19 protein-coding genes are annotated in these 19,712 nt (G+C 61.1%); 12 read left to right on the forward strand and 7 right to left on the reverse strand.

Annotation, left to right across the window (positions count from 1 at the left end):
* Positions 1-41: 41 nt before the first annotated feature.
* The 3 genes from ACI3GR_RS00075 to ACI3GR_RS00085 all read right to left on the reverse strand — a co-directional run bounded on the left by ACI3GR_RS00075 (position 42) and on the right by ACI3GR_RS00085 (position 3,002).
* Entirely contained in the window at positions 42-1,520 is a 1,479-nt protein-coding gene (locus ACI3GR_RS00075; protein WP_407491667.1) for an NAD-dependent succinate-semialdehyde dehydrogenase, read from the reverse strand.
* 63 nt (positions 1,521-1,583) lie between these two features.
* A complete protein-coding gene (locus ACI3GR_RS00080) occupies positions 1,584-2,573 on the reverse strand; it encodes a P1 family peptidase (protein ID WP_407491668.1) in 990 nt (329 codons plus the stop codon).
* A gap of 66 nt (positions 2,574-2,639) precedes the next feature.
* Complete coding sequence (locus tag ACI3GR_RS00085) at positions 2,640-3,002, reverse strand: cupin domain-containing protein (protein ID WP_407491670.1); 363 nt, start codon at positions 3,000-3,002, stop codon at positions 2,640-2,642.
* Between the two features lie 183 nt (positions 3,003-3,185).
* Here ACI3GR_RS00085 and ACI3GR_RS00090 point away from each other — a divergent pair, with 183 nt between their 5' ends.
* The 9 genes from ACI3GR_RS00090 (at position 3,186) to ACI3GR_RS00130 (ending at position 12,592) form a co-directional block, all read left to right on the forward strand.
* Positions 3,186-4,400, forward strand: coding sequence for an aminopeptidase P family protein (locus tag ACI3GR_RS00090; protein WP_407491672.1), 1,215 nt, complete (start codon positions 3,186-3,188; stop codon positions 4,398-4,400).
* Between the two features lie 150 nt (positions 4,401-4,550).
* On the forward strand, positions 4,551-5,627 hold the full coding sequence (locus ACI3GR_RS00095) for a coiled-coil domain-containing protein (protein WP_407491674.1): 1,077 nt from the start codon (positions 4,551-4,553) through the stop codon (positions 5,625-5,627).
* A gap of 93 nt (positions 5,628-5,720) precedes the next feature.
* The gene (locus ACI3GR_RS00100) at positions 5,721-6,842 is read left to right on the forward strand and encodes a hypothetical protein (RefSeq protein WP_407491675.1); all 1,122 of its coding nucleotides are present in this window, start codon (positions 5,721-5,723) and stop codon (positions 6,840-6,842) included.
* A 51-nt stretch (positions 6,843-6,893) separates the two neighbouring features.
* The gene (locus ACI3GR_RS00105; RefSeq protein ID WP_407491677.1) at positions 6,894-8,831 is read left to right on the forward strand and encodes an AAA family ATPase; all 1,938 of its coding nucleotides are present in this window, start codon (positions 6,894-6,896) and stop codon (positions 8,829-8,831) included.
* A gap of 1 nt (position 8,832) precedes the next feature.
* Complete coding sequence (locus ACI3GR_RS00110; protein WP_407491679.1) at positions 8,833-9,459, forward strand: hypothetical protein; 627 nt, start codon at positions 8,833-8,835, stop codon at positions 9,457-9,459.
* On the forward strand, positions 9,460-10,815 hold the full coding sequence (locus ACI3GR_RS00115; protein ID WP_407491681.1) for a DUF6638 family protein: 1,356 nt from the start codon (positions 9,460-9,462) through the stop codon (positions 10,813-10,815).
* Between the two features lies 1 nt (position 10,816).
* Positions 10,817-11,089 (forward strand): hypothetical protein, encoded by a 273-nt coding sequence (locus tag ACI3GR_RS00120; protein ID WP_407491683.1) that lies wholly within the window; start codon positions 10,817-10,819, stop codon positions 11,087-11,089.
* A gap of 12 nt (positions 11,090-11,101) precedes the next feature.
* Entirely contained in the window at positions 11,102-11,743 is a 642-nt protein-coding gene (locus ACI3GR_RS00125) for a DUF1523 family protein (RefSeq protein ID WP_407491686.1), read from the forward strand.
* A 96-nt stretch (positions 11,744-11,839) separates the two neighbouring features.
* On the forward strand, positions 11,840-12,592 hold the full coding sequence (locus ACI3GR_RS00130) for an SDR family NAD(P)-dependent oxidoreductase (protein ID WP_407491688.1): 753 nt from the start codon (positions 11,840-11,842) through the stop codon (positions 12,590-12,592).
* A gap of 9 nt (positions 12,593-12,601) precedes the next feature.
* Here the strand turns inward: ACI3GR_RS00130 and ACI3GR_RS00135 are convergent, their stop codons facing one another.
* Positions 12,602-12,736 carry a hypothetical protein gene (locus ACI3GR_RS00135; RefSeq protein WP_407491690.1) on the reverse strand — a complete coding sequence of 45 codons (135 nt, stop codon included), beginning with the start codon at positions 12,734-12,736 and terminating at the stop codon, positions 12,602-12,604.
* Positions 12,737-12,867: 131 nt separating this feature from the next.
* Positions 12,868-13,677, reverse strand: coding sequence for a division plane positioning ATPase MipZ (locus tag ACI3GR_RS00140; RefSeq protein ID WP_407491692.1), 810 nt, complete (start codon positions 13,675-13,677; stop codon positions 12,868-12,870).
* A 185-nt stretch (positions 13,678-13,862) separates the two neighbouring features.
* Here ACI3GR_RS00140 and mutL point away from each other — a divergent pair, with 185 nt between their 5' ends.
* Together mutL and ACI3GR_RS00150 are read left to right on the forward strand one after the other, a co-directional pair.
* The gene (mutL, locus tag ACI3GR_RS00145) at positions 13,863-15,716 is read left to right on the forward strand and encodes a DNA mismatch repair endonuclease MutL (RefSeq protein WP_407491694.1); all 1,854 of its coding nucleotides are present in this window, start codon (positions 13,863-13,865) and stop codon (positions 15,714-15,716) included.
* Entirely contained in the window at positions 15,713-16,966 is a 1,254-nt protein-coding gene (locus tag ACI3GR_RS00150; RefSeq protein WP_407491696.1) for a DNA recombination protein RmuC, read from the forward strand. Before mutL ends, ACI3GR_RS00150 begins: the two co-directional genes overlap by 4 nt.
* 6 nt (positions 16,967-16,972) lie before the next feature.
* Here ACI3GR_RS00150 and ACI3GR_RS00155 read toward each other — a convergent pair whose 3' ends face one another.
* Positions 16,973-17,623 carry a ChrR family anti-sigma-E factor gene (locus ACI3GR_RS00155; RefSeq protein WP_407491699.1) on the reverse strand — a complete coding sequence of 217 codons (651 nt, stop codon included), beginning with the start codon at positions 17,621-17,623 and terminating at the stop codon, positions 16,973-16,975.
* Between the two features lie 4 nt (positions 17,624-17,627).
* Positions 17,628-18,185 carry a sigma-70 family RNA polymerase sigma factor gene (locus ACI3GR_RS00160; protein ID WP_407491702.1) on the reverse strand — a complete coding sequence of 186 codons (558 nt, stop codon included), beginning with the start codon at positions 18,183-18,185 and terminating at the stop codon, positions 17,628-17,630.
* Positions 18,186-18,406: 221 nt separating this feature from the next.
* Here ACI3GR_RS00160 and ACI3GR_RS00165 point away from each other — a divergent pair, with 221 nt between their 5' ends.
* The gene (locus ACI3GR_RS00165; RefSeq protein ID WP_407491705.1) at positions 18,407-19,711 is read left to right on the forward strand and encodes an NAD(P)/FAD-dependent oxidoreductase; all 1,305 of its coding nucleotides are present in this window, start codon (positions 18,407-18,409) and stop codon (positions 19,709-19,711) included.
* The last annotated feature ends 1 nt before the right edge of the window (position 19,712 follow it).

The raw sequence follows: 19,712 nt of genomic DNA on the forward strand, positions 1-19,712 counted from the left end.
CAGGACGAGGTCAGAGCCCCCACCCCTGGCAAAACCGAAAATCAGACACTCATGCAGACGTATTTCATTTCCAGATAATCCTCGATCCCGTGGTGCGACCCTTCACGCCCCAGCCCGGATTGCTTGACCCCACCAAAGGGCGCAACCTCGGTCGAGATGATGCCAGTGTTCACGCCGACGATGCCGTATTCCAGCGCCTCGGCGACCTTGTACACGCGGCTTAGGTCCTTGGCGTAGAAGTAGGACGCCAAACCAAAGATCGTGTCATTGGCCATGGCGATCACATCGTCCACGTCGTCAAATTTGAACAGTGGCGCCATCGGGCCAAAGGTCTCGTCCGTCGCGACCTGCATGTCCTGTGTGACACCCGTCAGGATGGTCGGCGGCAGGAAATTACCCGCGCCTTGGATCGGGGACCCGTCGCCCAAGATAAGCTCAGCCCCCTTGGACTTGGCATCGGCGATATGCTGCTGCACCTTTTCGATCGCGTCGCCGTTGATCAGAGGCCCCAGATCGGTGCCGTCCTCCAAACCGTCGCCGACCTTCATCTTTTCGACCTTGGCCTTCAGGCGCTTGGCGAACTCATCATAGACGCCCGCCTGAACGTAGATCCGGTTGGCGCATACACAGGTCTGACCATTGTTGCGGAACTTGCACATGATCGCGCCATCGACCGCCGCATCCAGATCGGCGTCGTCAAACACGATGAAGGGCGCATTGCCGCCCAGTTCCATCGAACACTTCATGACCTGATCGGCGGCCTGTTTCAGCAGGATACGCCCCACTTCGGTGGATCCGGTAAAGGTCAGCTTACGCACCTTGGGGTTCTCGCAGAACTCCTTGCCAGCGTCCGAGGACTTGGACGACGTCACGATAGAGAACACGCCCTTGGGAATGCCAGCCCGTTCCGCAAGAACACCCATGACCAGCGCCGATAGCGGCGTTTCCTTGGCCGGACGCCCGACGAAGGAACAGCCCGCCGCCAACGCCGGGCCCGCCTTGCGGGTGATCATGGCGTTGGGAAAGTTCCACGGTGTGATCGACGCCGCAACGCCGATCGGCTGCTTCAGCACCATGATGCGCTTGTCGCGCTGGTGGCCGGGGATCATCTCTCCGTAGACGCGCTTGGCTTCTTCACCAAAGAACTCGATGAAGGACGCGCCATAGGCGATCTCGCCCTTGGCTTCGGCCAGCGGCTTGCCCTGTTCGGCGGTCAGGATGGTGCCCAGATCGTCTTGGTTTTCCATCATCAGGTCGAACCACTTCCGCAACACTGCGGCCCGTTCTTTCCCGGTCCAGGACGCCCATTCCTTCTGCGCCTCATAGGCCTTGTCGATAGCCCCGGCGATCTGCGCGCGGCTTAGATCGGCGACCTTGGCAATCACATCGCCCCGCGCGGGGTTGATCACGTCAAAGGTGCCCTCGTCACCCTCAACCCATTCGCCCGCGACATAGGCCGCTTCGACCAGAAGGGTTGGGTCTTTCAAAAGGGATTTCAGATCGGTCGTTTGGTCCAGCATGGTAGCCTCCCTATGGTTCGCCTTTGTTGGACCACTTAAGCCGATATCTGTCCAGTGCCAGCCTTAGCCAAAGCGGCTGGCCCACGCGGGGAAGGGATCGCCGGGCGCGGCCACGGCGGCATGAACGCCCCGTGCAATCGCCCGTGCCATGCAGATCGCCGCCGCATGTCCCAGCATCAGTGTTTCACTAACCGGTTCGCCCAAAGGCTTTGCCCCGGTCGAGGCCGCAAAGATCAAATCGCCGTCCATCGGCGTGTGGCTCGGCACCAGCGCGCGCGCATAACCATCATGCGCGGCGGTCGCCAGCCGCGTGCATTGCGCTTGGGTGAGCGCAGCATCGGTCGCCACGATCCCGATCGTGGTATTCTGATGCGACCCCAGCTTGGTCACCGGTAGATGCGCGTCAGGATAGGCCTTGGCCACACCCAGCCCACCGAATTCCTCATCAACTTCCCACGGCGCGGCCCAGAATTCAGGCCCGTCGCCGACGATGGCGGATCCCAAGGCGTTCACCGCCACCAAGGCGCCAACCGTCACCCCGTTCGGCAAAACGACCGAAGCCGACCCCAATCCACCTTTCAACTGTGCCGTGGTCGCCCCAGTCCCGGCCCCAACAGTGCCCAGATCAAACTGATCCCCCGCAGCCGCCAAAGCTGCGCGGCCCAAACCTTTGTAGGGATTTTCCGCCCAGCCTTTGTCGCCACCGTTCAACAGATCGAACAGGATCGCGCCTGGCACAATGGGCACGGTCATCCCGCCCACGTCGAACCCGCGCCCCATGTCGCGCAATCCGTCCGCCACGCCCGACGCGGCATCCAGCCCAAAGGCCGACCCGCCGGACAAGACCAGTGCATCCACCTGTTCAACCGTCTTATCGGGGGCCAGCAGATCGGTTTCCCGCGTCCCCGGCGCCCCGCCCATCACATGCACCCCGGCGGTGAAAGGCACATCGCCGACCAACACCGACACACCCGTCTTCACACTGAAATCCTCGGCATTTCCGACCCGCAGGCCGGGCACATCGGTGATCAAATTTCGCGCGCCGGGTGTCATCCGCAAATCCCTTTCATCTTTCCAGAAATACTCCGGGGGTGCGGGGGCAGCGCCCCCCCGGTGCCCTCAGATCCTTGGCTTCTTCGCCGCTGTCTCCGGGTCGCCCGTGTTTGGCTCTCCTTCGGGCTCGATCAGCAGAACCATCGCCTCTTCCTTGGCGCGGGGGCGGTGGGTCATGCCTTTGGGCACCACGCACAACTCTCCGGGGCCAAGCGTCACGCGATCTCCGTCTTCGCCGTCCAGAATGACCTCTCCGGCCAAGACCAGAAAGAAATCGTCGGTGTCCGGGTGGGAATGGAAATCGAACTCTCCTTTGAACTTCACCACCATGATGTCGTTGCCGTTGTACTGCGCCACGACATGCGGATCCCAATGCGTTGTCACCATCGACAGTTTCTCGGGGATATTCACCGCCTTAAGCTTGGCCATCTGGCCCTCCGATCAATAATTTACCACCGCCACCATTTCCCCGACGGCCCGGACGCGCAACCATCAAATTTCCCGCGACAGAGAGGCGGTCGCATGCTAGCCAGTCGCCATGGCTCGGGCGATGGCGTCGCCCGGTCTCCAGCCAGCCCGCTCTGAACGCCGGAGCAGTATCGGAGATATCTCATGACCCAATCCGCATCCCGTCCCGATTTTCACCGGGTCCATAATGGCGAAAAGGCCCCGCTGCCCTTCGCCGAGATCGAATACGAGGCGCGCCTAAAAGGCCTGCGCCGCATCATGGATGACCAGAACATTCATGCCGCTGTCCTCACCTCGATGCACAACATCGCCTATTATTGCGGCTTTCTTTATTGCGCCTTCGGTCGGCCCTATGCGCTGGTCGTGACGGATACCGAATGTGTCACCATCAGTGCGGGCATCGACGCAGGCCAGCCGTGGCGCCGCAGCCATGGGGATGCGATCACCTATACCGACTGGCAGCGCGACAACTACTGGCGCGCGGTGGCTCATGTGACCGGTGAACAGAAGGTCATCGGCTACGAGGGCGATCATCTGACGGTCGCACAGCGCGACAAGATGGAGGATTTCCTGTCCCCGTTGGCCCAGATCGACATCGCGCCCCACACGATGCGGCAGCGGATGCAGAAGTCCCCCGCCGAAATTGCGCTGATCCGTGCGGGCGCTCAGGTCGCGGACGTGGGCGGCTATGCCATCCGCGATGCGATCAAACCCGGCGTCCGCGAAATCGACGTGGCCATGGCGGGCCGCGACGCGATGGAGATGGAGATCGCCAAGCGTTTCCCGGATGCCGAATACCGTGACACCTGGGTCTGGTTCCAATCGGGGCTGAATACCGATGGCGCACACAATCCCGTAACGTCCCGCGTGCTGGAACACGGGGATATCCTGTCGCTGAACACCTTCCCCATGATCTCGGGTTATTACACCGCGCTGGAACGCACGCTCTTTGTGGGCGAGGTCGACCACGCGTCGCGCAAAATTTGGGAGGCCAACGTCGGCGCGCATGAACTGGGTATCAGCTTGCTCAAGGCCGGTAACTCCTGTGCGGGCGTGACGGCGCAGATCAACGAGTTTTTCGCCGAGCGTGACCTTCTGCAATACCGCACCTTTGGCTATGGGCATTCTTTCGGGGTGCTGTCGCATTACTACGGACGCGAGGCCGGGCTGGAGTTGCGCGAGGATATCGACACGGTCCTGCAACCCGGCATGGTCATCTCGATGGAGCCGATGCTGACCCTGCCCGAAGGCATGCCGGGCGCAGGGGGCTACCGCGAACACGACATCCTGCTGATCACCGAGGATGGAAATGAAAACCTGACGGGCTTTCCATATGGGCCTGACCATAACGTGGTGTGACGAACGCCCTTGGGGGGCATCTGCCCCCCATCCCCCCCTGAGGATATTTTCAGCAAGAGGATGACGGCGCGGGGCTTTTAACCGTGACGGATTATTCAAAATGGCGTTAACTGCGCCCATATTGAGATTAAATTCTTCACGGAGACATCCATGTCCGATTTCGACGCACAGGTTCGCGAAAGCCAGCAACAGGTGGCCGAGGCGCAAAGCAAGATCGCAGAGCTGACCAGCCGTATCGACATGGCCCGTCAGAAGATGGAGCAGGGCACCGATGTCACTGTCGATATCGAGAACGCCTCGCTTGAGGATGTGCACGCCCAGACCGAGGTGATGAACGCCAATATCGCTGAGCTGATTATGGGGCTGGACGATGTCACGGCGGCCTTTTCCAAAGACTTTGACGAGATGCGGTCCAAGACGGGCTGGGAAAGCTTTGTCGGCATCTTTTCAGGCGCAAAGGCCGACAGCATGCGGCAGGAGCGTATTCGCACCGCCAGCATTGACGACAAACTGCAGGACCTGATTGCCAAGTCCGACGTGATCACCAAGCTGCTGGAAGGACAGTTGGCGGTGCTGAACGAGCAGAAGGAAAAGGTCGAGGTCAACCTGACCGCGACGCTCGACGATCGGGAAATGACCGTGCAGGAACTGGAGGATACGCGCGCCAAGATCCTCGCCATGGACCCCAAGATCATCGAATTGGAGAATAAGATCAGCGTCGAACAGGACGCTGCCGCGCGAACCAAGCTTGAGACGGAACTGGCCGATCTGAACAAGGAATATAACGCCTTGGTTCAGGAAGAGCAGGTCAAACTGGCCAAATCCCAGACGCTGGAGCGGTACATTGAAAAAGGCAAAAGCTGGGTCGACAGCCTTCAGAATCAGGCGGCGACGCAAATGGTGCTGATCAACAAGCTCAAGACCGACACCCAGCAGCGCGTGGTGCTGTACGATGCGCTGACTAAGTCGCTGAAGACTGCCCAGCAGCAGGACGTCGCCCACAAGATCAACGAGATCGGGACCCAGACGGACAAGCAGGCGCAGCAAGCGATGGCGCAGATCGGTGCAGCGACGAACGCGCGGATGGCGGACATGCTGGAAAAGCACGAAGACCACATGGTCTTTGCCCGCAAGGTGCTGGAAGAGAAGGCCAAGGCGGACGAACGCTTTGCGCGGCGGTTCCAGAAGATCGTCGAAAAGCACGACAAAAACCTCTACGGGGCGTAAGGCGCATTGCTGTGCAATGTGCGCCCGGCAGAGTTTGCGGCGCAAACCCATGAGGGCCGTCGACGTTATGACTGACCTAAGACATGGCCCAAGATGACTGATCCCGCCAACGACCATGTCGGCCTGTCCGACACCTATTCCTCGCGCCGGTATTTCCGCAAATTCGAAGGGATCATGGGCCATCTTGCCCGCGTGGCGGGCGTAATGGAGGCAGAGAAATCGCTGACCCGCCGGGAAACCGAGGTTCTGACGCGGCACCTGTCGGCGCTGACCTTCACCTTTCGTGCTTTGTCGATGAAATACCTTCTGACTGGCCGCGACACAGGCCGGTTCTTCGGGTCGTTGACCATCGACAACCACGAAAGCGGGTTTCCGACGGCGCAGGAACTGATGGTCATGGCAAACGACGCGCAACAGGCCGAACGCCATCTGCGCGAGATGCCCGGAACTGATGAGTTAAAGCGCGACATGCTGGCGCGGATTATCGGCGATCTGGAAATCCCCACGAAGCTGCAATTCGCCATGTCTCAGCGGCTGTATTACGAAGAACTGAGCCGCGGAAACCTGTTCTGGGCGCGCAACGATCCTGAAGCGATCTGGATGGGGGAAATCGACCCCAAGCGCCGGCAGTATATGCTGCACTGGTCGGTTTATGACACTCAGCTGAACTTGCCCGTCATTTATATGATGGAGCTGGAGGACACCGACCCCACCGCCCTGCCGCGCGACGAACGCCGCTGGCCCGAGGTGCAGGCGCATCTGATGGCCCAATCGCTGGGTGGGCTGAAGCTGCTGACCATCGCCAAAGGCTTTGACGAGGATTTCGACGAACTCCACCCCAAGCGCCTGCGACGGTTCCACATCGGCCCGATGTATTCGCACGCCTACACGCGGCAGTCCGGCCCGATCCGAGAGGTTTTGGAGCAGGCGGGATCGACGGAAGGTCAGGACTGGGCGCTGGCCTGGACGGACGAGGTGCTGGTGTCGGAACGGGTCCGCACCGAACGCGCTGGATGGTTCGGCAAGAACGAGCGGGAGATTTTTCAGATCGATCCGCTGTCGGGCGGCACGGAACATGGGGCGACCGAACAGACCCGCGCGATCATTCTGCCAGAGCGGCCCTATCAGGTGCTGGCGGAACGCAATCCGGCGGGATTCGCGCAGGTCCGAAAATTTGTGACGGGGCAGGGCGGCAGGGTGCTGAGCTATCGCTGATGTCACCGTTGGATTGAGTATTTTTGGAAAGATGAAGCTGGGGGTTTCGCCATGACCATGACATCGGATCTGATGGAGTTGCGGGAAGAAGAGATCGCCAAGCATCAGGATGCGGCGATGGCGCTGCTCGATGGCTTTGATCATGCGCCGCGGGTGGCCAAGGCGTCTGAGGCTCCGGTGGCGGAGCGGTCTCCGGGTGTCGGCACACGGCGGCGGTTTCGGTCCACCACGCCGGGGCTGGTGACGCAGCGGACCGAACGGCCGGAGGGCGTCCATCTGATCGACCGGGTGGCGGCTTGTGACGCGGACGATCCGCTGATGTCAGCGCGGCAGGCGGCGGTGTTGCAGGGGCTGCGGCGGGCATTGGCTATTGGGCTGGCGCTGGGCGAGGGGTTTGCCGAACAGACCGGGCTGGCGGACCTGAAGCGCAAGAACCTTGAGGGTGGTTTGGGCGCGGACCGGAAATCGGAGTTTTCGGAACTGCTGACGGCAGAGGCGCTGATTGTGATGCATGCCTCGGCCAATGCTTTGGTGTCGGTGCTTGCGGACCACGCGCGCGAAGTGACGGTCGAGGTGGGAGAGGTCGAAGAGTTCCTGACCGACAACGCCAACCTCGCCCTGCACGGCGCGTTGTGGCAGTTGGATCAAGCGCTGGCCACCCATGCGACGGGTGACGAGGAAAAGCTCGCCCCCACCGTCACCGCATTCGCCGAAGCACTGATGGAAAAGGCCGCGCGCCGCGCCGAGGGACTGACCAGAACCGCACCCTTCGCCAGCGCGTCCTACCGCGTCGAAGCCGACGATCTGACCATCCGCGGCTTCACCCCCGCGCGCAAATCCGGCGGTCCCGCGCTGACCATGACCTTCAAGAAACCGCACGAGGTCGTCGGCAACCACATCGCCAAGTATCAGGCGATGAAGCTGGCCAAGATGGTCATGGCCTATGATTTTGACCGCCGCCTGAACCCCTTTGCGGAACTCGGCGGGTTCATCTTTACTTTCATGGGCGACGGCAAACCCGGCACTGGCAAGACGACGCTGATCCAGATGATGGCGGGGCTGATCAACGAGTACTGTCAGAACGCTGGCTATCCCTTCCGCTACCAGAACTTCGGCATCGACAATATCGACAGCTATCAGGGTAAATCCGGCCAGAACGCCAAGGCCTTTGTCCAGAACGTGCTGGACCCGTCGGTCATCGGCTTCGGTACCATCGACGACATCGACCAGATCGCGGGCAAACGGGGCGACCGTCAGTCCTCTGCCGGGCAGCAGGAGGTCACGGCGGTGTTCATGGAGGCGTTTGCCGGGGCTAACACCGTCGTGCGCGGGAACTGCACCTTCGGCATGTTTTCCAACTACCCCGAAAACGTCGACGACGCCCTGCGCCAACGGGCGGGCGCGCGGTTTCTGGTGGACGGGCCGCAAACGCAAGAGGATTACATCGACATCCTTGCCCTGCTGATGGGCAAACGCCACGACATCCCCCTTGGCGATCACGAACTATACGCCGCGCAGGAAATCAAACGCGCAGTGGCGGCGTCGTTCGAGGCGCATTCGCGGCCCAAAGAGGCCGGGCTGGTCGAGGTCTTTAACAGCGTCGAGGCGCGGATCGGCGGGTTCGACACCATCGCCAAGCTGGGCGCCTATCTGAAGGCGATCCAAGAGGCGGACGAACGCTTCACGGGCCGCGCCATCAAGAACATCACCGACGCGGTGAAGGTCCGCGCGATGGACTTTGAACTGCCGGACGAATGGATGGAAAACCCCGATCTGTTCCTGTTCAAACCCTATGACGAGAAGAAGGCGATGATCGAGGACCTGCGCCAGCCGATCACGGTCGATATGGTCGTGCAGGAGATCAACCGCTACGCGGATAGCGAGTTCCGCTATGCGGATAAGTCGGATGAGGTCGCGATCGAGGCGATGGTGCGGGACTTTGGGCGTCAGGAAGAGGCGAAGAAGCGGTATTTGGAGGGTAAGGGGTGAGATGTACGATTTGCCTGAGGCTCCAGAAGTGGTGACAGCGTTGGCGGCGCTCATTGCAAGCGTTGCGGCACTCTACGGCGCTTTTGTTGCACATAAGGGGTTAGATTCGTGGAAGAGGGATAAGGAGTCTGATTTCGCTCGAGAAATCAGCCGAGAGCTTATCCGATACAAAAGGGCACTACATGACGTCAGAGTGCCCGGATTAACCGAAGCGGAGCACGAGACGGCAGACTTGACCAAGTCTCACCGCGTTATGTTTCGTAGCCTGTTTTTTAAGCGGTGGAGATTCGCGGTCAGCGCTCGTGATTCATTGGACCCGTTGATATTTGAAGCACAACTTCGCTGGGGGGATCATGCAATTGAAGCCTTTCGCCCCATAACTGCTGCCTCAGACAAGCTTATGAGTGCGATCGTGCAATACTCTTTGGTTCAAGGGCAGATTGATCGCCAAAATGAACTATTTGCGGCTGGCGGTAGCGACGCTGAGGCCAAGCTTGAGTCTCTTCTGGACGAATTAGAAAAACTCGAAAGAAAATTGTTCGATGACTATCAACCAGACAACCCGATGCGTTTCGAGATCGAAAATGCTTTCTCGCAATTCGACATGTTGCTGGCGAGAAAAATCTAAATGAACCACCTCATCCGCCTCGGCCTCATGTTCGGCAATCTCATCCCGGTCAACTCCCCCGCGTTGATCGACCGCTACAACCGTGCGCTGAAACATCTGACCGGCAAGACGACCCAACTTACCGATTTCCACATCGACATCTCCGGCTTCTCGCCTGAAGTGGGGGATGAGCTGAACGACCCCCTCTACCTCAACGAAAACGGCTGCAACCGGCAGTTCATCCTGCTGACCACCGCGCAGAAAACCGCGCCGCTGCTGAACGCCAGCTTCTCGACCTCCCGCCAGATTCTCAAACAATTCATCGAAGAGAACGAGGCGCAGCTTTTCGCCCTCACCGCCCGCGACGCGGTGGCCGGCGAACTCCTGAATTCCGTCTTCTCTATCACCAACCCTGCCCGCCTGAACGACATCCGCAAGGTCGAGATCGAGGCGGATACCACCACCGGCCTTGTCCGCGATGCCGAGAAACTCGGGCAGCTTTCGGACCGTTTTCTGGGCGAAGAGGACGCGTGGTTCGACGACGTGCTGATCGCCGACATGATCACTATGGCCAAGCGGACGGGCGACGTGACCCGCAACCCCGTGCGCCTGAAACAGATGGCGTTCGAACAGGAAAACTTCTGGACCGCGCATTTCGGCGGCAGCTACATCTTCCGCTCTACCCCGCCGACGGTGATCACCGTAGATGACGACGCGCTAGAGGATGCGGGGCTGGGCAAGGTCATCGAAAAGGGCGAGACGAACAAGATCGCCCGCTTCCTGACCGACAACAATCTGGTCGAACCGATCATTAAGGCGCGCGGCATCGATGGCACCGCGATCCTGCGGCAAAAGATGGATTTCATCGTCGTGGACGCCGCGCAGGACGCGAACATGGACCTGACCGGCGCCACCCGCCGCGACATCCGCCGTCTGGCCCGCGCCCATGCCGACGACCTGCCGCCCGAATACCACGCCCTGCGCCGGTTGGTCGGGTGGGCCGAGGACGGGGGCAAGTGGCCCAAGATCAGCAGCGATCACCCGGCCTATTTCTATACCCTGCGCGCGACCGATCATAAGGGTGCGGAGCTGGTGAACATGCTGCTGGCCGAACTGGCCCCCAAGGACGTGCGCCAGCTGTTCATCTGCCATAAGGAGCTGTTTTATAAGCTCTACGCGACGTGGTCTGACACCAAGAAATCCTATGTCGCCGATTTCCTCGCGACCGAATACGCTGTGGACAAGGCAGGCACGCGCGCGGCACTCTTTGGGCATGAACCCGCGATGGAAGAAACCCCTCCGCCCCGCGGCGTGCCCCGTGATGATCTGATCACCCGCGTCGGGCCATGGGGCGCGGTCAGACGGGAAAGGACCTGACATGCTCTCACTCGCACGGCTTTTCCTGTTCCTGCTGGTCGGGCTGACGATCGTCTATGTCTCGGTCTCGCTGTGGTCGCGGCAGGTGCGCAAGGGCAAGCTGCGCGCGGCTTGGGACGAAGGCGACCGGGAATACGGCGACGACCGCGACCTTTACGTCAAACGCGGGCTGGAGGATTACGACGACAGCTTTCGCCGCAAACTAATTTTGCTGGTCTATATCGTACCTTTGGCCGTGATCGCCTATATCATCTACGTTGTGAATTTTACCTAAAGGGGCTGCCCCGTGACTTATGTCAAATGGACCTTCTGGGGCATCATCGCCCTGATCGTTGTCGCCTTTTTCCACTACACGCTGCCGCAGCACGACATCGTGCGGGTGTCAGACACCTATGAAAAGCGAGTGGATTTCGGCGAAAACTCGATCTTCTGGGCCAAGGAGGACACCGGCAACGCGACCGGCACGATCAACCGCGACGTCTTCTTCATTCAGACGATCAAGAAAAACGGCAAGCCGCTGGTCTACCGGAACGAAGACACCGGCTGGGGCTGGCCACCCTATTTCAAGTTCGACACGTCCAACCTGCAGACACAGGCCAGCGACCTGCGGTCGACCAGCGAAAACCCGAAATGGGTCATGGTCACCCACTATGGCTGGCGGGTGGAATTCTGGTCGGTCTTCCCGAACGCCATCGCTGTAAAGCGGGTGGATGATCCGGATATGACGATCATCCCGTGGCTCAACATCATCATCATCCTGATCTTCCTCGCCATTGTCTGGGCGATCCGCGTCCGCTGGATCCGCTTCCGCGAAAAACGCATCGACCCGCTGACCGAAGATATGGGCGAAAGCTGGGATAATATGGCTGACAGCGCCCGCGAACGTCGCGGTCGTTTCAGCAACTGGATCGCCAGCTGGCGGAAGTAAATCCGCGGACCAGAGGCGGGCCCCTGTCTTCTTCTGGTCCCAAATACCCTCGGGGCAGCGCCCCCTCGTTCTCTCCGCAGCCACAAGGGGCGTCGCATGACCCGTACCACAGCCATCGTCACAGGCGCCGCCCGCGGCATCGGTCTGGCCACTACCGACGTCTTTCTGGAAGAAGGCCGCAAGGTCGCCATGATCGACCGGGATGCGGACGAACTGGCCCGTGTCGCCGCTGACCGCGCCAATGTTGTCCCCATCGTCTGCGATGTCTCTGACCCTGACGCCGTGGCCCAGATGGCCGCCAAAGCCACGGCAGAGCTGGGCGAGGTCCATGCCCTGATCAACAACGCCGGTGTCGCCGACTTCGGACCTATCGACGATTGTGATTTCGCCACTTGGCGCAAGGTCATGGCCACCAACCTTGACGGCGTCTTCCTGTGTTCTCAGGCCTTGGCCCCGGCCCTGAAGCAAACCAAGGGCGCTATCGTGAATATCGCCTCGATCTCTGGCCTGCGCGCCTCGACCCTCCGCGTGGCCTACGGCACGTCCAAGGCGGGCGTGATCCATCTGACCGAACAGCAGGCGGCGGAATGGGGCGAATGGGGCGTGCGCGCGAACTGTGTCTGTCCCGGTCCTGTGCGCACCAAACTCGCCATGGCCGTCCACACTCAGGACATCATCGACGCCTATCACGACGCGATCCCCCTTAACCGCTACGGGTCAGAGCGCGAGATCGCCGAGGTGATCTGTTTCCTTTGTTCGGACCGCGCCAGCTATGTCACCGGCCAGCAGATCGCCGTGGACGGCGGGTTCCAAAGTACGGGCGTCGGTCTGCCTGCGCTTCGAACCTGATCAGGCGCCTTACAACAGCGCGGGCATGGTGAGTGTCAGGCCGATCAGGCACAGCGTCAGCACGATCATCCGGTTGCGACCCTGTCGGTCAATCCGGCCGCGTGCGAAATCAGCAAAGACGCCAAGGCTTTCGGCGCTGCCCATCAGCGGCTTGTTATTGGCGATCCGGCGGTCTGTAACGATCTTGGCCAGCCGCCTTAGCGTGACGAAAGCAGTCCAAGTCCAGACGGCAAAGGTCAGGCCGGTCAGCGCATAGGCGATCCAGCCAAGCGGGCTCAGAACGAAACCTCGACACCCGGCAGGTTCAGGGCCTTGATCATGTCGCGCAACTCTTGCCGCGCCGCCACGTTCGAGATGTTCAACTGCTGTACGCCAACGTCTTTCAGGTCGAGCAACGTCAGGCCACGGGGGAACAATTCGCGGAAAATCACCCGCTCGTTAAAGCCGGGCGCGACGCGGAAGCCGATCCGCTTGGACAGCTTGTCGATCGCCTTTTCCATCTTGGCCTTGTTGACCATCTGCTGCGCGCCCATACGGTTGCGCAAAACGATCCAGTCGATGGGCTTCAACCCGGCCTGCGCTCGCAACTGTCGCGCGTTCCAGACCATTTCGGAATAGACCGATGGCCCGAGGATGCGTTCGCCATCGTTGTCGATATGCGCCAGCAGGTCGAAATCGACGAAACTGTCGTTCAGCGGCGTGATCAGCGTATCGGCCAGCGAATGCGCGACCTGAGACAGGCGCGTGTGTGATCCGGGGCAATCGATCAGGATAAAATCCGACTCTGCCTCCAGCTCGCTAACCGCTGCGGAAAGGCGGTGATCATAGGGGTTTTCGCCGGGCTGCAGGGCGGATTTGTCGACTTCGGGCAGGTCGATGTAGCTAGGGGAGGGCAGTTCCAGCCCTTCTTTTTTCAGAAACCGCTGGCGGTTGTCGACATAGCGTCCCAACGTCTTCTGCCGCAGGTCCAGATCAAGCGTTGCGATCTTGTGCCCCATCCGCGCCAGCGCAGTGGCCACATGCATCGACACGGTGGATTTGCCCGCGCCACCCTTTTCGTTCCCCACAACGATAATATGCGCCATGAATCCTGACCCTTCTGCGTGGCTCTGTGCCTTTGTCCCTAGCCCCACACTATATGTTGAGGTGCGCCGCGAGGGAAGGCCCGGGTCGTTCGAACCCGCGCTTTCCTTAACCAAGCGGGTGAAAGCAACGGGTCTGGCGGCAAGACCCATGGTCGAATCGCGTGCGCCATGCTAGGTCTGGGGCCATGCTTCGCCCCGACCCCAATATAAGCGATATTCGCCCTGTCATCCGCCAGCTGGACGACGCCGCCATCAACCGCATTGCTGCGGGTGAGGTGGTGGAACGGCCATCATCGGCTGTGAAGGAATTGGTCGAAAACGCACTGGACGCGGGCGCGCGGCGGATCGAGGTGACGATTGCCGACGGGGGCAAAGGCCTGATCCGGGTCAAGGACGACGGCTGCGGCATCGCAGCGGGCGACCTGCCGCTGGCCTTGTCGCGTCACGCCACGTCCAAGATCGACGGCTCGGATCTTCTGAACATCCACACCTTCGGGTTCCGCGGTGAGGCCCTGCCCTCGCTTGGCGCGGTGGGGCGGTTGAAGATTACATCGCGGGTCGCGGGCGCTCAGGCGGCAGAAATTGCCGTCAGCGGCGGCCGGATGGAGCAGGTGAAACCCGCCGCGCTGTCCGGTGGGACGGTCGTTGAATTGCGTGACCTTTTCTACGCCACACCCGCCCGCCTGAAGTTCCTGCGTACTGACCGGGCTGAAGGTCAGGCCGTCACCGACACGATCAAACGCCTCGCCATGGCGGAACCCTTTGTGGGGTTCACCCTTCGGGATGTATCCGGGGGTGGTGAAGGTCGTGTGATTTTCCGCGCTGACCCCGAAACCGGCGATATGTTCGACGCTTTGCACGGGCGGCTGGCCAGCATCCTTGGCCGCGAATTCGCCGAAAACGCCCTGCGGATCGATGCGGACCGCGAAGGCCTGCGGATGACCGGATACGCCGCCCTGCCGACCTATTCGCGGGGCGCGGCGGTGGCGCAGTTCATGTTCGTTAACGGCCGCCCCGTGCGGGACAAACAGCTGACCGGGGCCCTGCGCGCAGCCTATATGGACGTGCTGAGCCGCGATCGTCATCCGGCGGCCGCGCTGTTCATCGATTGCGATCCGACATTGGTCGATGTCAACGTGCACCCGGCTAAATCCGAAGTCCGGTTCCGCGATCCCGGTGTGGCCCGTGGCCTGATTGTATCCGGCCTGCGCCACGCCTTGGCCGAGGCCGGGCACCGTGCCTCGACCACCGTGGCGGGCGCGACGCTTGGCGCGATGCGGCCCGAACCGACAGGCCCCGCCCGCGTCTACCAGATGGATCGCCCGTCGGGCGAGGCACGGGCGATGGCATATCAAGGGCAGGCGCCCGAAGCTGGCCCGTTGGCCTTTGACGGGTTCGCCGATCAACCCTCGGCCCGGTATGAGCCAGAGGTGCCGGAAACGCCGGAACGGTTGGAAAGCTTCCCGCTTGGGGCCGCCCGCGCCCAGGTGCACGAAAATTACATCGTCGCCCAGACTGATCGCGGCATGGTGCTGGTGGATCAGCACGCGGCGCATGAACGGCTGGTCTATGAAAAGCTGAAAACCCAGATGGCTGACAACGGCGTCGCCGCGCAGGCCCTGCTGATCCCCGAGATCATAGAGCTTAGCGCCGGAGACTGCGCTCGTCTGGAAGACTTCGCCGACGACCTGCGCGCGCTTGGCCTGACGGTCGAGCCCTTCGGCGGCAGTGCGGTGGCCGTGCGCGAAACCCCCGCGATTTTGGGAGAGGTCGATGCCAAGGCACTGATCCTCGACATCCTCGACGAACTGGCGGACGCAGGGGATAGCACGACCTTGAAGGCGCGGATCGATGCGATCCTTAGCCGTGTGGCCTGCCACGGCTCCATCCGGTCAGGTCGCCGGATGCGGGTCGAAGAAATGAACGCGCTGCTGCGCGAAATGGAAGCGACGCCACTATCGGGCCAATGCAACCATGGCCGCCCGACCTATGTGGAGCTAAAGCTTTCTGACATTGAACGGTTGTTCGGACGCACATGATCCAGATCGGTGAAACCACCCTGAACCTGAGTGATCCCCTGACCCTTGCGCTGCTGATCGGCGTGGGTCTGGCGGTGTTGATCGTTATCCTGCTGATCGCCGCATTGCGCGGCGTGTCCCGTGCGGCACATGCATCAGAGCCGCTGATCTACCAGATGGACCAGATGGGCCGCGCGGTCGAAGCTTTGGGGCGTGGTCAGGAACAGCTGACCGGTGGGCTGACGTCGGTATCGAACGCACAGGCCAATGCACAGGCGCAGGTGATCCAGTCGATGGAAACGCGGCTGGCGGCGGTGCAGCAGCAGATGACCGACCGCCTGCACGAAAACGCGATGAAGACTGCGCGGGCCTTGTCGGACGTGCAGGAAAAGGTGAACCAGCAGCTACAGGGCGGGTCGGAAAAGACGACCAAAAGCCTGACGGAACTGCAGGCCCGTCTGGCGACCATCGACCGCGCGCAGGAAAACATCACCAAGCTGTCGGGCGACGTGCTGTCGTTGCAGGACATCCTGTCGAACAAACAGACGCGGGGCGCGTTCGGGGAAATCCAGCTGACCGACATCGTGTCAAAGGCGCTGCCAAAAGACAGCTATTCCCTGCAGGCGACACTGTCGAACGGCAAGCGCGCGGACTGCCTGATCCACCTGCCGAACCCGCCGGGCCCCATCGTCATCGACGCGAAATTCCCGCTGGAAGCCTATGAGGCGATCCGCAACGCCAATTCCGATGGCGAAACACGGGCGGCGCAGCAGGCGTTCAAAACCTCGGTCCGGGCGCATATAAAGGCGATCTCGGACAAGTATATCTTGGAAGGCGAAACCGCCGACGGCGCGCTGATGTTCCTGCCGTCCGAAGCGGTCTATGCCGAGTTGCACGCCAATTTTCCCGAAATCGTGCGCGAAGGCTTTTCCGCGCGGGTCTGGATCGTTTCGCCGACCACCTGCATGGCCACGCTGAACACCATGCGCGCGATCCTCAAGGACGCGCGGATGCGGGAACAGGCTGGCGCTATCAGGTCGACCCTGAAGCAACTGCACCGCGATGTAGAACTGGTTGTGGAACGCGTCCAAAAGCTGGACACGCATTTCGATCAGGCCCGGCGTGATATCGAAGGCATCGGCACAGCCGCTGAACGTGCAGGCAAACGTGCTGCACGGTTGGACAACTTTGATTTTGAGGAACTCGCGCCCGAAGACACCCGGGTCGAGGATGCCAGTGCAGCCGTCGCGCGTCTGACGATGCGCGACTAAGCCAGATCAGATTTTCAGGAACGGCTGCGCCAGACGCGGCAACCACGCGCGGAACCGCAAGGGCGCGTCGGTGACGGCCAGACAGATGCAATCTTCGCCCGGCTCGGCGATCGGCATGTGCTCTAGATCTTCGTCCGCAATCTCAACATCACCGCGGCCAAAGCGGTCGGTTTCGTCGGAGAATGCGCCCTGCAGAACCATCGTCAGTTCCATCCCACGGTGTCCGTGATCAGGCACCGCAGCCCCGGCGGGGATATACAGCAACCGGGCCGAGGCGCTGGTGCTTGTGGGCAGGATGGCCTGCTTAACACCGCCGCCCACGGATTTCCAGCGGATCGCGTCATGGTCGCCGCCCACGTAGGCACGCAGCGGTTCCGGCAACGTGTAGCTGCCAGCATCATTCGCCGCCCGCGGCTCCTGCGCGGTGTCATCCAATTTGGCCAGACAATCGTCCAGGCTGCCCGGTGCCATGTCGGCCCGCGCGGTGATGGTGTCGTTCAACACGGCCCCCCCAAGGGCCTCGTAACTGGCCAACCGGGCGCGACAGTCGTCGCACATCGAAACGTGGCTTGCCACGATCAGATTGAACGCTTCGGGCAGATTGCCAGCGGCATAGCCCATCAGCAGGTGGTCGGTCAGGTGATGTTTAATTGTCATCGCTCTATCCCATGGCATGGCGCAGTTTATCCAACGCCAGCCGTATTCTTGATTTGATCGTGCCCAAGGGCAGCCCCGTCGCATCGGCTATTTCCTTGTGCGACAGCTCTCCAAAGTAGGCACGTTCAATCAGGTCCCTTTGTTTCGCAGGCAGCTCTTTCAGTGCTTTGCCCAATTGATCCGTCTCTTGTTGCAGCGCGACACTTTCGTCCTGCGCCGCATCCGGTTCCGGTCCCCATCCCAAATCCTCGGGTTCCGGCCGTTTTTCGCGGCGCGCCAGATCGATCCGGCGATTCCGCGCGATGGTGAAAACCCATGTGGACACGCTGGCCCGGGATGGGTCGTACTGATGTGCCTTGCGCCACAGGGTGACCATCACATCCTGAGCACAGTCTTCGGCCACCTGTGGATCGGCCCCGCCCTTGATCAGAAAGCCCTTCACGCGTGGCGCGAAATGGGCGAACAGGCGGGCAAAGGCCGCCCGATCCTGATGATCACGGATCAGCGCCATGTCTTCGATCCACTGGGCATTGGCCAGTGCGGGATCGTTGTCAGGTGTCATATTGCGTCGTTGCCCCTTGGCTCTGCCCCCAGACCTAACATGAGATGTCAGAGGGGACGAGCCGACATCAGGTGATGGTGAGGCTTCTTGCAACATACTTCTCTTACGCGGGCGCCGCTGGACCGGATCATTTCGGATGCAAAATTTTTTCAGTTTTTTGCATCTGTTTGGTCCGGCCTGCCGTATGTACTTGTGAAACCATCCGAAAAGGGCCCTCTTTTATGCCATTTGAAGCACTTCCCCCGTCCCGTCGCCGGGTCGCCGTCGTTGGTGGCGGTATCTCTGGACTGGGGGCCGCACGCCTTTTGTCGGAGGATTATGACGTAACTTTGATCGAAGCCGCGCCCCGTCTGGGCGGCCATGCCCGCACGATCGTGGCGGGCAAGCGCGGCGATCAACCGGTTGATACCGGGTTTATCGTCTTCAACTACGCCAACTATCCGCTGTTGACCAAAATGTTCGACGATCTCGACGTGCCGGTGGCCAAAAGTGACATGAGCTTTGGCGCATCGGTGCGCGGCGGGCGCATGGAATATGGTCTTTCGGACCTGCGCGCGGTCTTCGCCCAGATGCGCAACATCGCTGACCCCCGGTTCATCCGGATGCTGCGCGACGTGATGCGGTTCAACGCGAATGCGCTGAAGGCTTCGAAACAGCCGGGCATGACCATCGGCGACCTGCTGGACGTCCTTGGCACCGGCGTTTGGTTTCGCGACTACTATCTTCTGCCGCTGTCCGGCGCGATCTGGTCGACCCCCAAGCAGAAGATTCTCGACTTCCCGGCCGAGGCGATGATCCGGTTCTTTGAAAACCACGCGCTGCTAAGCCACACGGGCCAGCACCAGTGGTACACCGTTCAGGGTGGATCGCGCGAATACGTCACCCGGGTCGAAGCCGCGCTGCGCACCAGTGGCGTCAGCATCCGCCTCGGCACTCCGGTGCAGGGCATCCGGCGCACCATGACGGGCCCCGAAGTGCGCACCGAAGGTCACGGCTGGGAAAGCTTTGACGAGGTCGTGTTGGCGACACATAGCGATGACAGCCTTGCTCTGTTGACCGATCCGTCGGTCGCGGAACAGTCCGCGCTGTCGAACATCAAGTATCAGCCGAACACCGTCACACTACACGCCGACCCGTCGGTCATGCCCAGTCGTCGCCGTGCCTGGGCGTCGTGGAACTATCGCGAAGCTGACGGAAAGATGGGCGATGATCTGGACCTGACGTATTGGATGAACCGCCTGCAGCCGATCCCGCAGGACGATCCGATGTTCGTCACCCTGAACGCCACCCAAAAAATCGACCCGTTCCTGATCTATGACGAAGTCACCCTGCGCCATCCGGTCTATGATACCGCCGCCTTCGAGGCGCAGGACAAGGTTGCGCGTCTGAACGGCGAACAGAACACGTGGTACTGCGGCGCGTGGCGACGCAACGGGTTTCACGAAGACGGGCTGGCCAGCGCGGTCGACACGGTCGAAGCGTTGCGCGCCGCGGATCAATCCGCTCGGTCCATCGCGGCGGAATAGG

Source organism: Pseudooceanicola aestuariicola (assembly GCF_045763785.1).
GTDB lineage: Bacteria > Pseudomonadota > Alphaproteobacteria > Rhodobacterales > Rhodobacteraceae > Pseudooceanicola.

Excerpts from the sequence above, each read along its gene's own strand:
- ACI3GR_RS00075 (WP_407491667.1), bottom strand. The coding sequence starts at position 1,520 with ATGCTGGACCAAACGACCGATCTGAAATCCCTTTTGAAAGACCCAACC.
- ACI3GR_RS00080 (WP_407491668.1), bottom strand. The coding sequence starts at position 2,573 with ATGACACCCGGCGCGCGAAATTTGATCACCGATGTGCCCGGCCTGCGG.
- ACI3GR_RS00085 (WP_407491670.1), bottom strand. The coding sequence starts at position 3,002 with ATGGCCAAGCTTAAGGCGGTGAATATCCCCGAGAAACTGTCGATGGTG.
- ACI3GR_RS00090 (WP_407491672.1), top strand. The coding sequence starts at position 3,186 with ATGACCCAATCCGCATCCCGTCCCGATTTTCACCGGGTCCATAATGGC.
- ACI3GR_RS00095 (WP_407491674.1), top strand. The coding sequence starts at position 4,551 with ATGTCCGATTTCGACGCACAGGTTCGCGAAAGCCAGCAACAGGTGGCC.
- ACI3GR_RS00100 (WP_407491675.1), top strand. The coding sequence starts at position 5,721 with ATGACTGATCCCGCCAACGACCATGTCGGCCTGTCCGACACCTATTCC.
- ACI3GR_RS00105 (WP_407491677.1), top strand. The coding sequence starts at position 6,894 with ATGACCATGACATCGGATCTGATGGAGTTGCGGGAAGAAGAGATCGCC.
- ACI3GR_RS00110 (WP_407491679.1), top strand. The coding sequence starts at position 8,833 with ATGTACGATTTGCCTGAGGCTCCAGAAGTGGTGACAGCGTTGGCGGCG.
- ACI3GR_RS00115 (WP_407491681.1), top strand. The coding sequence starts at position 9,460 with ATGAACCACCTCATCCGCCTCGGCCTCATGTTCGGCAATCTCATCCCG.
- ACI3GR_RS00120 (WP_407491683.1), top strand. The coding sequence starts at position 10,817 with ATGCTCTCACTCGCACGGCTTTTCCTGTTCCTGCTGGTCGGGCTGACG.
- ACI3GR_RS00130 (WP_407491688.1), top strand. The coding sequence starts at position 11,840 with ATGACCCGTACCACAGCCATCGTCACAGGCGCCGCCCGCGGCATCGGT.
- ACI3GR_RS00135 (WP_407491690.1), bottom strand. The coding sequence starts at position 12,736 with ATGGGCAGCGCCGAAAGCCTTGGCGTCTTTGCTGATTTCGCACGCGGC.
- ACI3GR_RS00140 (WP_407491692.1), bottom strand. The coding sequence starts at position 13,677 with ATGGCGCATATTATCGTTGTGGGGAACGAAAAGGGTGGCGCGGGCAAA.
- mutL (WP_407491694.1), top strand. The coding sequence starts at position 13,863 with ATGCTTCGCCCCGACCCCAATATAAGCGATATTCGCCCTGTCATCCGC.
- ACI3GR_RS00150 (WP_407491696.1), top strand. The coding sequence starts at position 15,713 with ATGATCCAGATCGGTGAAACCACCCTGAACCTGAGTGATCCCCTGACC.
- ACI3GR_RS00155 (WP_407491699.1), bottom strand. The coding sequence starts at position 17,623 with ATGACAATTAAACATCACCTGACCGACCACCTGCTGATGGGCTATGCC.
- ACI3GR_RS00160 (WP_407491702.1), bottom strand. The coding sequence starts at position 18,185 with ATGACACCTGACAACGATCCCGCACTGGCCAATGCCCAGTGGATCGAA.
- ACI3GR_RS00165 (WP_407491705.1), top strand. The coding sequence starts at position 18,407 with ATGCCATTTGAAGCACTTCCCCCGTCCCGTCGCCGGGTCGCCGTCGTT.